Raw genomic sequence first — 16,084 nt, 5'->3', positions numbered from 1 at the left:
TTGTTGGATAAAAAACTTTCAGGCACAGGGGCGGTATTTTATATGGAGGTTTTATATGGCAATGTTAAATGAAATCCGTGGGCTTGCGGAGTATGAGGCAAAGGCTGTCACCAGTTCCCCATGGGACTGGATGGGATATCTGGACACGGCGGCGAAGCTGTACCGTTATTCCTTCCCAGATACGCTTTTGATCCATGCACAGCGCCCGGATGCGACTGCCTGTGCGTCGCTGGAGCTGTGGAATGGGAAGATGAACCGGTGGGTGAACCGTGGGGCAAAGGGGATTGCACTGATTGACGATACCGGGCCGACACGGAGGCTGCGGTATGTATTCGATATTTCCGACACGCATATGGTGCGTGGCGGCAGGACGCCAAACCTGTGGAAGATTGAGGATGCACAGAAAAAGGATATCCTTGACCATCTGGCGGACGCTTACGGACTGTCAGAGACAGACAGCGCAGACCTGCCGTCTGCCTTATCCGAAATTTCCCGCCAGTTGACGGAAGAAAACTTAGAGGAAGTGATGGACGGCCTTCTGTATGAAACAGAGGGGACATTTTTAGAGGGGCTGGACGAGGACACGATCCGTGTGGAGTTCCGGCGGCTTTTGATGAACAGCGCTTTTTATACGCTGGCTGTCCGCTGCGGCCTTGACCCGATGGAGTATCTGGAGGAAGAAGATTTTTCGGCAATCACCGATTACAATGCGCTGCCTGTGCTTACCTTCCTGGGAAATGCCACAAGCCAGCTTGTGGAGCCTGTCCTTGTGGACATTGGACGGACAGTGCGTAAGATTCTCATAGAAGAATCCCAGAAAACGGTTGCAAAAGAGAATGGAATCGGCTATAATGAATTTAACGCTTTAAAGCGTGAAAGCAAAAACAAAGAAGGAGGAAATGAGCATGGAACTGACTTACCACCGCAAAGGGGATTACCTGTTCCCGAACCTGACCATAGAGAAACCAGAGGCGGCAATCGGGAAGTACGGGATGCTGCGCCGGACATACCTGAAAGAGAACCGGAAGGGATGGTATCAGAGCATGATGCTGTCGGGGAAACTGGACAGGCACTTGATGGAGATCGAGCAGGCAGCGACGGAGAGGATGGAAGTCCTGATGAAAGGGCTGCTTCTGAAATACCCGGCCCCGGACAAGGAGAAAGACCAGATGGCGTGGGCGGCGCACATGAATGGACTGACGGCAATGGCGGAAGAGAGCATCTTGAAGGAATTGGTATACAGCTAAATGAGGAATCAACAGAACAGGATTTGAGTGAAGCAGAGGAGAAAGAAGCCTCTGCTTTATCTTTGCCCGATTTTCCGACTGTGGAACAGCAGAAGAGGGAGATTGAGGGACGGATGCAGGCGCTCTATGCCGGGGAGGTTGCGATTTCTCCAGAGGTGATAGATGAAGTCCTGCGCAGCGGCGGCAACCGGAATGGGAGCCAGCTCCGGATCATCTATAATTTTATGATAGACCAGATGCCGGAGGAATATACGGAATTTGTCCGGAGGGAATATGGCAAAGGCGGCATCGGGCTTATCATAGACGGCAAGGAATATTCTGTCTGGTATGACGAGCTGGGGATGCAGATTGCCGTAGGACATACGGTGACAGACCGGATTCTGGATAAGGTATTTTTATCCTGGGAAGATGTGTGCGGGCGCATCCACCAGCTTTTAAAACAGGGGGAGTATGCGCCGCAGGTGGTATTGGATGCCGCAAGGGATAACGCTTTGAAGGAACACGCCAACGCACTTGCCTATATGTATCAGGATATGGCAGAGGGCGTTGCGGAGCTTGTATTTGAAGATGTGGAGGTATTCTATGGCGGATTCCCTGATAAAGTGGAACGGCTGTCAGAGCTGATCGCACAGCCGGAATATCTCTCTGACCTGATAGAACGCCTGGAAGGCCTTGCAGAGGCGTATGAAGAAAATCATGGGATTATGCGATTCCAATTATATAATCCTACACGGATTCTTGCACAGTTCCAGAAGTTTGCAAAGGAGGCTGTACCTTACCAGGCAAGAGAAGGGTTTGCATGGGAAGAACACCCGGTTTTCATCACAGAGGATGAGATTGACGCTTTTCTGCAGGGAGGGGGCGCATATTCGGACGGGCGGCTTTCCACTTACGCATTTTTTATACAGGATAAGACTGATAAGGAAAAAACGGATTTTATTATGGAAAGCTATGGGATAGGCGGACGGAGCCATGCGCTGTCCGGCGCTGACAATTCCCATGCAGATTACAGCGGGAAGGGGTTGAAGCTGGCGAGAGGCTCTTATAGTGAGCCAGATGTGGAAATCTTATTGAAATGGCCGAAAGTGGCAAAACGGGTAGCGGCTTTAATTGAAAACGGCAATTACCTAAAGCCGTCCGATTATTCCCGTATGCCTGTTTATGAACGGGAAAGGATGGCGGGGCGTGTTGTCAATTTCTATCACCATCTTCCAGACCATATGATACGTCCCTGGGCGGGAAATCCGGATATGTTTACCCACCGGGACGATGTGGTGAGTCTTCTGAACAATCCAGAAGGGCAGGAAGGCTTATTGCGGCATATGGATGAAGCAATAGCGGAATTGCCATTAGATTTTGAAGATTATGAGAAAAAGGTACAAATCCTTACTGATCTTCACGGATATGTGGAAGGGACATATACGATTTTCCCGGAAAGGAAAAGAGAAGAAGTACAGATTGAAAATGGAGGACAGTTATCCCTCTTTGATTTCATGGCCCCAGAAAAGACGCCAGGAAAGCAGGAAGAAACAAAAGAACCGCAAAAAAACGAAGAATCAGAAATTAAAAGTGCGGAACCGATAGAAGATAGCAGCGGCTCCGGCGAAACCGGGAAGTACACTTACGCAGTAGGGAACTTTATATATCTGGATACGGATAAGTTACACCGTATTACAGAAATTAAGAATCAGCACATATCGGTAAAGGATATGGAACATCCAGACCATCAAGAAAGTATAATCTTTCTTGATTCGTATGATGGGAGATTAGATGTCTGCCCGGAACTGAACCGGCATCTGCTGATTGGCGGAAATGCATTAGGGAGGGACAGCCGGGCTATTTACAAAGAATGTCTGTATACTGCCCTTGCCGCCATTAAAAGCAGCGCAGCCTATGATGTCATCCGTTCCAGGGACGTAGATGAAGATATGGCGTATGATATTGTCCAGGAAGAATTGGACAATTTAATGGTGCGCAACAGGGAAAACGCCCCCGTTATGGCAGAAGCCTATGGGAACTGGGATAACTTCCGGGACTGGATGGCGGAAGATATTTTCCAGAGGACGTACCAGGATTACCTTGTGGACAGCCGGGACGCCATTGCCTTGCATGAAAATGACCCGGATGCGCCGGAGTGGGCAAAAGGCATGGCGGTGGATGCAGAGTTACAGGAGATTGCGGCATTTCCAGAAGGAGCAAAGGAAAATATGCGGGAAGCGGAAACGGCGGCAGAAGCAGAAACCGCAGATTCCGCAAAATCCGCAGAACCGGATCTTATGCAAAGAGAACCCGGCATATTTGAGTATGGGGGATTCCATTTTGAAGCTGTTGGGAAACTGCAGGAAAACTTCAACGCACAGGACATTATCCTGAATACCAGATCGCATAACGAACTTGGCATATCTGATTATGAAGATGGGCAGCATCCGTATTCGCACAGCAGCTTTTATGAAGCAAGCACAGACAAAACCGCAGATGTTTTCCGGTGCGTGGAAACGGGGAAGAACTATCTCCCAGGGGAGCATGAGCTGTTTGAGTATGTGGGGGAATTTATCCCTTTTATACAGCAGGAGACGCAGGAAGAAGAAGCGGAGCTGCCTCAGACGGGCGCAGCGGCTCCTAATCTGGAAGAATTGCAGGAGGAACCGGATGTTGAGGAATATGATCTGATTGAAAACAGGCTGTTCCTCGCAATGGAGGAAGCGGACGTATATCTGGATGATTTTTCACCGGAGCAGGTGGATGTGATTTATGAAGCCGCCGAAAAAGGCTTAAACCTTGTGCCAATGCTGAACCCGGAGTTTCCGCCGGAACAGATGCAGTTGATCGCTGACGTAATGGAGCGGATGGCCGCTAATGAGCAGGCAGCGTTTGGGAATGAGATCAATCCTCTGACAAACCATGTGATGAACCCAGAGGAAATCAACCATATCCGAAAAGACCGCAGATTACCTTTAGAGCCTGTTGCCGTAGATGGGATAGATGGAGCCGGAAGGACTGGAAACGGCACTACCCGGCAGGCTTCCGGGCAGGCCAGAAAGGACGCCGGGACGGGAGAACCGTCACCGGGGCTGGAACGCAGGGAAAAAATAAATTTCCATATCACCGATGATGATTTAGGCGCAGGCGGCCCGAAGCAGAAGTTCCGTGCCAACATGGACGCAATCCTCCTACTGAAAACGCTGGAACAGGAAAACCGCCTTGCCACGACGGAAGAACAGGAAACCTTATCACGGTTTGTCGGATGGGGCGGCATCCCGGCAGCGTTTGACGATAAGAATGAAGCGTGGGCGGCGGAGTATGCGGAGCTGAAAGCGGCGCTGACGCCGGAGGAATACCGGGAGGCAAGGGCGTCCACATTAAATGCGTTCTACACTTCCCCTACGGTAATTAAAGCAATGTATGAGGCATTGGGGAACATGGGATTACAGAGGGGCAACGTATTGGAGCCGTCCTGCGGGATTGGGAATTTCATGGGATTAGTGCCGGAAACTATGGACGGGCTGAATATGTACGGCGTGGAGATTGACAGCATTTCCGGGAAGATAGCAAAACAGCTTTACCAGAAGAATAATATCTCCGTGCAGGGCTTTGAAACCGCCGCATACCCGGACAGCTTCTTTGACTGTGTGGTCGGCAATGTGCCGTTCGGTGCTTATAAGGTGGCAGACCGCAGGTATGACCGCCACAACTTTATGATACATGATTATTTTATCGCAAAGTCGCTGGATTTGGTGCGACCAGGCGGCGTGGTGGCGGTGGTGACGTCAAGCGGCACGATGGATAAGCAAAGTGCATCCGTTCGCCAGTATATAGCCAACCGTGCAGACCTGCTTGGGGCAGTCCGCCTTCCCAACAATGCGTTCCAGAGGAATGCCGGGACGGGCGTTGTTGCGGATATTTTATTCTTCCAGAAACGTGACCGGGCATCCCTGGAGCAGCCGGGCTGGGTGGAGCTTGGCACGACACCGGAGGGGCATACGGTCAATTCCTATTTCGTAGAACACCCGGAAATGGTGCTTGGGGAATTTACTATGGAAAGCACACAGTACGGCAAGCAGGAAACCACGGTAAAACCGATAGGGGGCGCTGTCCTTGCGGAGCAGTTGAGGGAAGCGGTGAAACATATCCAGGGGACGATTACGGAGTTGGATCTGGAAGATTCCGAGTTAGAGGAAACCGTACCATCCATCCCGGCAGACCCATCCATCAAGAATTTCAGCTTTGCAAACGTGGACGGGAAAGTGTATTACCGGGAAAATTCCGTTATGAATTTAATGGAACTGCCCGCTTTAACAACAGAGCGTGTGCTGGGGATGATTGAACTGCGGAATTTGACACAGCTGCTTTTGCAGTGCCAGATGGAGGACGGTAGTGATGCGGAAGTTGCCATGCTGCAGAAAGAATTGAACACGCAGTATGACCGCTTTACGGCACAATACGGCCTAATCAGCAGCAATGCTAACCGGAGGGCGTTCTCCCAGGACAGCAGCTATTGTCTGTTAGCGTCTTTGGAACTGGTGGACGAGGAAGGGAAGCTAAAGCGGAAGGCAGATATTTTTACCAAAAGGACAATCCGTAAGGCGGTGCCGGTGACAAGCGTGGATACTGCCAGTGAAGCCCTGGCTGTTTCCATTGGGGAGCGGGCAAAGGTGGACGTACCGTTTATGGCGGAACTGTCTGGCAAGACAGAATCCGAAGTCACAGAGGAACTGGCGGGGGTAATCTTTAAAAATCCGCTGACAGACCAGTGGGAAGCGTCGGATGAATATTTATCCGGCAATGTCCGGGAGAAACTTACGGTCGCAAAACAGTTTGCAGAAAATCATCCGGAATACAGGATTAATGTGCAGGCATTGGAGCGTGTGCAGCCGAAAGACCTGGAAGCATCGGAGATTGAGGTGCGGCTTGGGGCAACCTGGGTAGACCCGGCTTATATCACAGAGTTCATGGGGGAGCTGTTCCATACGCCGGGCCATTTATTGGGGAACCAGATTGACGTGAAGTATGCGAAAGTCAACGGCCAGTGGAATATATCCGGAAAAAGTGCGGATTCCCGTGGCAATTCCCTTGTCACAGCCACTTACGGGACACAGCGGGCAAGCGGCTACCGTCTGCTGGAAGATGCCTTGAATCTCAAGGACACAAAAATCTTTGATACAATCGTGGAGGACGGCAAGGAAAAGCGTGTCCTGAACAAAAAAGAAACCATGATCGCACAGCAGAAGCAGGAGATGATAAAGGAAGCCTTCAAAGAGTGGATTTTCCGGGACATTGACCGGAGGGAGGACTTGTGCAGGAAATACAACGACCTGTTCAACAGCGTCCGTCCCCGTGAGTACGATGGGAGCCATATCCAGTTTGCAGGCATGACGCCGGAGATTACCCTGATGCCCCACCAGAAAAATGCGGTGGCGCATATATTATATGGAAATAACACGCTGCTTGCGCATTGCGTGGGGGCCGGCAAGACCTTCCAGATGATTGCCGCTGGAATGGAAAGCCGGAGGCTTGGGCTGGCGCAGAAAAACCTCTATGTCGTGCCGAACCATCTGACCGAACAGTGGGGCAGCGATTTTTTACGCCTGTATCCGGGGGCAAATGTCTTAGTCGCAACGAAAAAGGATTTTGAGCCTGCCAACCGCAAGAAGTTCTGTTCCCGCATTTCGACAGGCGATTATGATGCCGTCATCATCGGGCACAGCCAGTTTGAGCGCATCCCCCTTTCTAGGGAACGGCAGATTGCAGCCATCGAGCGGCAGATGAACGACATCACTACAGCAATTGCAGAGCTGGCGGAGGAAGAAGGCACACGCTACACCATCAAGCAGATGGAAAAGACGAAGAAAACGCTGGAAACAAGGCTTGCGAAGCTGAATGACCAGAGCCGGAAGGACGACGTGGTGACGTTCGAGCAGCTAGGCGTGGATCGGCTGTTTGTAGACGAGAGCCACAACTATAAAAATATGTTTTTATACACAAAGATGCGGAATGTTGCCGGGATTTCACAGACGGACGCACAGAAAAGCTCCGATATGTTCATGAAGTGCCAGTACCTGGATGAGATTACCGGCGGGAAGGGCGTCACTTTTGCAACCGGGACCCCCGTATCGAATAGTATGGTCGAGTTATATACCATTATGCGCTACCTTCAGTATGACACCATACAGAGGATGGGCCTGGGGCATTTCGATTCCTGGGCGGCGGCTTTTGGCGAGACGGTAACAAGCATAGAATTAAGTCCTGAAGGCACAGGATACCGGGCAAAGACAAGGTTTGCCCGGTTTTTCAATCTCCCGGAGCTGATTGCATTATTTAAGGAGAGCGCCGACATCCAGACTGCAGATATGCTTGACCTCCCGGTTCCCGAAGCGGAATATATCAATGAAGTGCTGAAACCAAGCGGGGAACAGCAGGATTTAGTCAGCTCCTTTGCGGAACGGGCAGAAATTGTCCGAGCCGGGAATGTAGACCCGTCACGAGATAATATGTTGAAGATTACCAACGACGGGAGGAAATGCGCCCTGGATCAGCGGCTTATCAACGACATGCTGCCGGATGCGGAGGAAAGCAAGGTCAACCGCTGTGTGAATAATGCTTTTGACATTTGGGACAAGACTTCTGCAGACAAAGGCACACAATTAATTTTTTGCGACCTGTCTACGCCGAAAAACGACGGCACGTTCAACGTCTATGACGACGTGCGGGAGAAGCTGGTGGCGAAGGGAATCCCCAGGGAGGAAGTGGCGTTTATCCATGAAGCCGGGACGGAAACGAAGAAAGCGGAATTATTTTCAAAGGTGCGCTCCGGGCAGGTGCGTATTCTGCTCGGTTCTACACCGAAGTTAGGCGCAGGGACAAATATCCAAGACAGGCTGGTTGCCCTACACCACCTGGATGCGCCTTGGAAACCGGCCGATTTAGAGCAGCAGGAGGGCCGTATTCTTAGGCAGGGGAACCAGAACGACAAGGTTCAGATCTACCGATATGTTACCGAAAATACGTTCGACGCATACATGTGGCAGATCCTGGAGAACAAGCAGAAGTTCATCAGCCAGATCATGACCAGTAAATCCCCGGTACGGGCCTGCGAGGACGTGGACGATACGGCGTTAAGCTATGCGGAGATCAAAGCCCTGGCTACGGGCAATCCCTACATAAAAGAGAAGATGGATCTCGACATCCAGGTAAGCAAGCTGAAACTTTTGAAGGCAAACCATACCAGCCAGAAGTACCGGCTGGAAACGGAGATCGCAAGGAATTACCCGGTGAAGATTACCGCATTAAAAGAGCGGATTGCAGGCTTGCGGGCGGATGCGGAGGCAGTGAAGCCAATCCTTGAAAAAGAAAAGGAAAAAGACAATTTCTCCATGCTGATCGGTGGAAAAACCTACACAGACCGGAAAGAGGCAGGGACGGCGCTGATTGCAGCCTGCGCAGGAATGAAAGCGGTGGATGCGGCCGGGCAGGTCGGGGAATTCTGCGGGTTCCGGCTGTATTCTGATTTTGACAGCTTCAACCAGGTATATAAGCTGACTATCAAGCGGCAGTGCAGCTACCAGGTTGAAGTGGGGAAAGACCCGTTAGGGAACTTGCAGCGTATCAGCAACGTATTCTCCGGGATTGGGAAGAAACTGACGGAATTGGAACTGAATTTAGAAACCGTTCAGCAGCAGCTTGCCACGGCAAAGGAGGAAGTGGAGAAGCCTTTTGCAAAAGAAGAAGAATTGGCGGAGAAGATGGAACGCCTGTCGGAATTAAACGCCTTGCTGAACATGGACGATAAAGGGCCGTCGGAAGCGCTGGGCATGGACGATGATGTGCAGGAAGTGGCAGACTGTCCGAGGAAAGCGGTTAATTATGCAGGCCGGGTGTCGGATGCTTCACGGATTGCAGATGAAGTAAGGAAACCTTCTGTGCTTGGGAAGCTGAAAGAAGCAAAAGAGCGTCTTATGGGGAATCATGGGAACACCCAGAAACCGGTAAAGAAAAAGGAGCAGGAATTATAAGCAGGAGGCCATACCGTCAATAGATGATGGGGTGGCATTATTTTTGCATAGACAGATGGGAAAGCTGCGATAAGTTTTTCCGTCTGTTTATCTGCAAGGTATTTTGCAGGGCAGGCGGAGCCTGCCAGTGAGAGCATGGAATTAGCCGGGTCTGCCAGAAACCTATTTCAATATTTATAAGGATAGTTCTATGGCATATGCCGGGAAAGAATGGAGGGAATTTATCATTTATGGCCGGAAAACGGGAAGAACAGTTGAAGGAGATTACGGAACGGCTGGAACAGGGCGTCAAGGATTTATTTACATCGGAAAAATATACAGAATATTTGAAAACTATGTCGCAGTTCCATAATTATAGTTTTAACAACACGCTTTTAATCGCGATGCAGAAGCCGGAGTCAACCTTGGTTGCAGGGCTGGCTACCTGGAACAAGAAATTTAACCGTCGGGTAAAACGTGGGGAGAAGGGGATCAAGATCATCGCCCCTGCGCCGATTAAGGAAAAAGAAGAGATAGAGAAATTTGATCCGGAAACAAACGAGCCGGTGCTGCGCCCGGACGGACAGCCGGAGACAGAGGAAGTGGAGCGTATCATCCCACGGTTCCGTGTGTCTACAGTATTTGACATTTCACAGACGCAAGGAGATCCGCTTCCGGAACTGGACACGCCGGAGCTAGTGGGGAGCGTAGAAAATTTTGATATTTTCATGGAAGCAATCCAGATGGTTTCCCCATCCCCTATGCGCTATGGGGAGATTGAAGGGAGTTCCAAGGGGTATTACAGCAACGCCAGTAAGGAAATCGTAATACAGGAGGGCATGAGCGAGAAGCAGACCATGAAAACCGCTGTCCATGAAGTGACACATGCCATGTGCCATGACCGGGATAGGATGGAGGAGCTTGGTGAAAATAAAAACAAGATGACAATCGAAACGGAAGCCGAGAGCGTAGCCTTTACTGTCTGCAGTTTCTTCAATTTAGATACGTCAGACTACTCATTCCCATATTTAGCGGGATGGGCAAGCAGCATGGATATGAAGGAGATGCGCACGTCAATGGATTTTATCCGGAAAACAGCAGGCTCTTTTATTGACAGCATGGTGGAGAACATCCAGAAGCTGCAGAAAGAAAAAGCGGCAGAACGGGAGCTGACAGAAGATGATTTCGTATTCCAGTTTGCCCCTCTTGGGGAGGATACAAAAAAGTTCTATCTTGTAGATAATGTCGGGCGGGTAGATTTTTTAAGGCTGTTACATACTTTTGCTGAACAGGACGGGGGAAATGGAAATCCGGAGCAGTTCCTGAAAAGCCACGGCGTACACCTGGATTTATGGCGGGATTCGGAAGATGGAAAGAAGAATCAGGAAATCCCGGAGTTCTATGATGCCTTGTATATGGATGCAGGCCATATCGTGGATGCGGCAGAATTTTCTATTTTGGTGCAGGTGGAGATGATGATCAGCCGTGCGGAGTACGGGCATACAGCTTTGGGGAAGGAAGCGCATAACCTGGCTGTCTTATATGCCTATAAGCTGGACAATCCAAGGGACACGAGGGAGTTGGTGAATAAACTTGCGGAGGCTGTGGAAAATCCGAAGATGCATAATCTTCAGGAAATTATGGAGGATGCACAGGAAGAGATTGATTTTCTGCCTGATAACAAAGTCGGGATTATGCAGATGCATGAATTTGGCTACCGCAATGATTCCGTCCTGCCGCTTACAATGGAAAGGGCCGTTGCGCTGCACAATGCAGGGCTGCATATCTACAGCCTACAGAAAGACGGAAGTTCAATTCTGATGAATACAGAAGATGATATTAGAGAAACAGGAGAAGACGGCATGTTTGGCATTGACGCAAGGGCGTGGGAGAGCTACCAGGTGATGGAATCGGTACGTGCGGAAAATGCAGAGCAGGAACATTTAAACGAAGAATTGCTTTTCAGCAGTAACGAGGATCGTTATGCCATCTACCAGATCCGGGACGACAGCAAGAGCCGGGAATACCTTTTTATGGGTACGGAGTATCTGAAAAAGCAGGGATTTTCCGTGGATTATGATGATTACCGGATGGTTTACGGTGATGTGCTAGGGGGAAAAGAAACGCTGGATTCCCTGTATGAAAAATTCAATATCGGGCAGCCGCTGGACTTTAAAGGGCATTCCCTCTCTGTCAGTGATGTAGTGGCCATAAAAAGAGACGGTGAGATTACGGCGCATTATGTGGATTCTTATGGATATACGGAACTGCCGGAATTTTTTCATCAGAAGGAGAAAACCATAAAGCAGGAAAAAGGAACAGAATTACAGGAAAGCAGCCTGCAGGAACTACAAAAGGGTGATACAGAAAAGCAATATCAAGAAGTAGAGATTTTTGGAGTCCCGGCATTATTTTCTAATGGAAAGATACCGGAAAAAGAAGTGCCATCTGAACTTTACCGCTATGATTTGCGGGGGTCTGATTATGACCCTGGCGATCCGGTCGCTGTGGAATACCATGTGGGAGCCAACCATGCCGGCACAATCCTGTCCTCGTTTTATCTGCCTATCCCGGAAAGAAGGTATTTGAATCTTGGGGAAGAATTAAACTTTACTGGCGGGATGGTGACAATCGAACAATTAAAGCAATCAGCAATAGCGTTCAATGAAAGCCTGAATACAAAAGAAAAGAAACGGAAGCTGGAAGAACGGATACAGAATGTGGTCATTCATTCCAATGAGGAGCTTTTATATACAGGTACAGATGATTGTTACGCTCTTTTTCAGATCAATGAGGATACGAAAGGCCGGGATTATTTCCTTTTAAGTATGGAAACGATCAAAGAAGATGGTTTAGAGGTGAATGGTGCGGATTATTCCCTGATTTATGGCGGCAGGCTCAAGCTAGGGGATAATTTGGAAAGCGTCCGCACAGAAATAACATTTTCTCTCCCGGAAGGCTATACCGGGCACTACCCGACTGTCGGTGATGTGATGGTTATGAACCGTAAAGGGAAAGTGACTGCTTATTTTTTGGATGATTATGGCCCTGTGGAACTGCCCGGTTTTATTGAACAGAGGAAACATGTACTGGAGGAAGAAGCAAAACGGCAGATTCCAGAGGAAAAAACGTACCCGCCGCTTTATATGCATACCATTACCTATGCAATGGAGCATGGCCGGGCAGATGATTACCTGGAATCAAGAAAGCTGAACCTGGACTGCAAAAAAGCGGTTGAGGACGCAATCAGGGAGAACTTTGACGGGATGCATCTGGCGCATGATGCCGCAGAGGAAGTCCTGGAGGAATATGGCGCAGAACGTGTGGTATTCATCCTTGCAAATACGTTGCAGCATTTGGAACATGACGGGCGGTTTTCTATCGGGAATAAGGCATGGGCAAAGGGATACGAGATACCGGAAAACATAAACCGGGGGATGGATATGAACGCTGATTATGTGGTAAGCAGCCACCCGGCTGTACTGGACGGGTTTATCGGATTGGCAAGGGATGGAATACAGGAACAGGAGTTAGGGAAGGAAGAAAACGTGCGGATCAATGAGGAAACGAAAGGGTTTATTGCAAATGGGCATTTTGGCACATGGCATACGGTAGAAGCAAAAGAAATTAGCGGCGAGCTGTTTTACCGAATGGAGCATGAGGAATATGGGGATTCTGTGGCCTCTATTATTGTCAATCAGGAAGGGGAACTGGTGGCAGAGGATCTGGAGCATGGGTTTGATCAGGGGGCAATGGAAGCCATTGGCGAGTATTTTTCAGAAAAAGGAGTAGAAATGGAACCGGAGCCGTCATTCATTGCACAATACTATCTTATACAGAACACCGATGGCAGCAAAGCAGAAAGGGAATATCAGTATTTTGCGGATTTGGATGCGGCGGTCACTGCCTATCAGCAGATACCAAACCACCTAAATAAACAGCTTGGCATGGAAAGCACGGAACAGCCACCCTCCAGGATGTCCCTGATTGTGTGCCAGAATGGAATTGAAACGCTTACAGATATAGAATTTAATTCCCTAAGCGAAAAATGGGTTCGAGAGGAAACGATGGCGGCGTCACAGAAAGCAAGGGAGTATCTCGATAGCTATGATGTTGCGATTGCATACCAGACAGAAAAAGGGTATTTTTCCATCCAGACCGTTTCTGACGGTTACGATTATACGATTTATGGTAAGGATTTCAGGGAGATTGACGGAGGCGTGTACGACGATCCGGATCTGTCAATCCGTGAGGCGATGGAAGCGATCCTTTCGGATGAAGGCATACCGTTGGCGGCGTGTAAGGTTATGGATTATGGAGAATTGCAGGTGAAAACAGAAACCGTGGCGCAGGAAGAACTGCAGAAGGCGCAGGCGAAAGAAACGGAGACGGAGAGACTTCCGCTTGTTTCTGATCAGACAGAGCCGGAGCCTGCCTTAAACGGCCAGAGCCGTGCGGGGGTAGAGGAAACCGTACTCTGCTATGCCCAGGCACAGATTGATGAAATGGGGCTGTCGGAGGAAGTGGAGCTGCTTGGCGCAAGGGTGTACGGGAGCCGTTCCAGGGAAGGGATGTACCAGGAAGGCTCGGATATAGATGTGGTGGTATCTTACAGCGGCAATCTGAAAGAGGATGTTTTCTTCAATGCGTTACATGAGGGAGATTTTAAGATGGCGGGAATCCCGGTTGACATCAATCCAATCTCTACGGAAAAGACAGGAACTTTGGAGAGATACATGGAGAATGCGGAAAAATATCTGGATGGAAAAGAAAGGCAGGAACTTACCGGGGATATTGTAAAGTTCAGTATGGATCATGATGAAGATCTGCTTGGATTTTGGGATGGCGCTGCCCGGATAGAAACAGAGCCGATCTATCAGGCGTATGAGATTATTGGCAATGCGCTTGAAAGAAATGATACGGAAAAGTTCCGGGCGCACTTAGCGGAGGTTATTGAAACCGGCGACAAAGAATCCCCGATTGTCAGGGATGCAATCGGGTTAATGGAGAAATTGACAGGGGAGAGCCATGACATTTCCGTAGAGCAGGAGGCAACCATTACATTCTATGTGGCAGAATGTACGGAGTTCCCTGTTCTGGGGGAATACCATGAGCGGCTGGAAACATTGCAGGAAGCGATGGATCTGTATGAGAAAATCCCGGCAGAGCGGATGAGCGGCATTAAGGGGATTGGATTCTGCCTGGAGGACGGCAGTATCTATGACGGGAATTTTGACTTAATGGTGATGGGGGAGATGCAGACGGAATTTATCAATGAGATTCCCCAATACCGGGACAGCCCATTAGTGCAGAAGGCGATTGCGGACATGGAGAAAATCCTTGCGAATCAGAAAGAAAAGAATAGGCCAGGGTTGAAAAGGGGGCAGGAACCGCCGCAGCCGCCAGTGTCATTGGAGAACAGGCAACAAACCGTACAAGCGCATGAAAAAGGAAGCCCAGGTATCACAACACATGAATCGGGCAGAGATACTGCCAGGGCAGAAACGAAAGCAGCAGAGCCGGTAAAATCAGTTGAAAATGCCCCGAAAACAGACAAGGGCATATCTGGCGGCAGCAAGAAGCAGTCCGTCCTAAACGCCCTCCGGGAACGGCAGGCAAGGATGAAAGCACAGGAGAAACAAACTCTGGAACGGGGGAAGCAGAGCCAGAAAACACAAGCAAAGAAGAAGGGAGAACAGGAATTATGATGGTGAGATTTGAGGAAAATGAATATTTCCTGATAGCAATGTTCCAGAAGGAAAGCAGGCAGGCAACCATTGAGGAGATGCATAACGCAATCCCCTACATAGGCAGGGATGAGGAAATGCTTGCCCTCATGAACAGCACACTGGAAAAGCTGTGGTGCCTTACAGAGGAAGCATTTTTAGAATTGGATCTGGAACTGTATAAAGAGGAACCGATGGAGGATGAATGATGGAGGCAAACCAATTTGCGGTGTACCAGCTAAAAAATATCCCGGAAAACAGGCAGATACGGTTCCGGCCTTACAGCACACTGCAGGAGAAGGGGATACAGATACAGTATAAGGATTATGAGCAGGTGTATCTGGCACGGATGCAGCCGGAAGACGAGCCGGGACAGATCCGCAGGCGTTTTAACAAGAAACTGCCACGGACATTTCATGGACATTCAATCAGTGTTAGTGATGTGCTTGTGCTGAATAAGGGCGGCGTTGTGGCCGCCTATTATGTTGAGAAAGAAGGATTTACCGCCATAGCCGGGTTTATCCGGACAGGTTCTTCCGGTGCGCCTGTGTCTTTCGGTACTTCTGGTTTCCACATCGAGGGGAAAGAAGGGAGCTGGCACGCTTTTGACAGCATAATCGTAGACGGCAGGGAGTTCTTCCTGATGGAGCATGAAGCCTATGGGAAAGATACGGAATGGCTTGTGGTGGATGAAGCCGGGCGGCTGGCTGCCGAGGGAGTCTATCACGGGTTTGACCAATCCGTGCAGCAGCAGATTAAGGATTATCTTAACCCGCCGAAGCCTGAAAAAGAAACAGTGCGGCATGAAATCAAATTCCCCTCTGGGAAGGCTTCTGTCCCCTCCGGGGCAGATGCGGCAGAAGGCGGCGACAGGGAAAAGCCGCCCCTTGAGAATTGGCAGAAATATATGGAAAACGGGGAGTATGTCCGCAGCGTTGAGAGTGGGGAAGAAGAAAATCACAGCCTCATTGATGGGAATAAAAATAACGGCAAAAAGAAGCATGGCAGGGAATCTGTCCTGAAAAAACTGCGGCAGAAACAGGCGGAGATTGCGAAACGGCACGGAAAGCCTGCACAACAGATGGAAATGCCGGAACAGATGGAGCGCAGACGGAAATAAGGG

Annotated in this window: 4 protein-coding genes; all 4 read left to right on the top strand. The window is 49.7% G+C overall.

The window, feature by feature from the left end:
* The first annotated feature begins 55 nt into the window (after positions 1 to 55).
* On the top strand, positions 56 to 9,256 hold the full coding sequence (locus tag VSQ62_RS32740; protein WP_502957865.1) for a helicase-like domain-containing protein: 9,201 nt from the start codon (positions 56 to 58) through the stop codon (positions 9,254 to 9,256).
* Between the two features lie 230 nt (positions 9,257 to 9,486).
* Positions 9,487 to 14,943: a DUF3849 domain-containing protein gene (locus VSQ62_RS28080; RefSeq protein ID WP_196814051.1), complete on the top strand. Its 5,457-nt coding sequence runs from the start codon at positions 9,487 to 9,489 to the stop codon at positions 14,941 to 14,943.
* On the top strand, positions 14,940 to 15,170 hold the full coding sequence (locus tag VSQ62_RS28075) for a transposon-transfer assisting family protein (protein ID WP_016219897.1): 231 nt from the start codon (positions 14,940 to 14,942) through the stop codon (positions 15,168 to 15,170). The genes VSQ62_RS28080 and VSQ62_RS28075 overlap by 4 nt, the downstream gene beginning before the upstream one ends.
* Positions 15,167 to 16,081, top strand: coding sequence for a YodL domain-containing protein (locus VSQ62_RS28070; protein ID WP_242838162.1), 915 nt, complete (start codon positions 15,167 to 15,169; stop codon positions 16,079 to 16,081). The genes VSQ62_RS28075 and VSQ62_RS28070 overlap by 4 nt, the downstream gene beginning before the upstream one ends.
* Positions 16,082 to 16,084: the final 3 nt, after the last annotated feature.

The sequence above is a fragment of the Sporofaciens sp. JLR.KK001 genome (assembly GCF_036941055.1).
In the GTDB taxonomy this organism is placed as follows: Bacteria; Bacillota; Clostridia; order Lachnospirales; family Lachnospiraceae; genus Sporofaciens.
The sequence above is the reverse complement of the archived record's forward strand: the minus strand, read 5'-3'. Positions and strand labels throughout refer to the sequence as shown.

Excerpts from the sequence above, each read along its gene's own strand:
- VSQ62_RS32740 (WP_502957865.1), top strand. The coding sequence starts at position 56 with ATGGCAATGTTAAATGAAATCCGTGGGCTTGCGGAGTATGAGGCAAAG.
- VSQ62_RS28080 (WP_196814051.1), top strand. The coding sequence starts at position 9,487 with ATGGCCGGAAAACGGGAAGAACAGTTGAAGGAGATTACGGAACGGCTG.
- VSQ62_RS28075 (WP_016219897.1), top strand. The coding sequence starts at position 14,940 with ATGATGGTGAGATTTGAGGAAAATGAATATTTCCTGATAGCAATGTTC.
- VSQ62_RS28070 (WP_242838162.1), top strand. The coding sequence starts at position 15,167 with ATGATGGAGGCAAACCAATTTGCGGTGTACCAGCTAAAAAATATCCCG.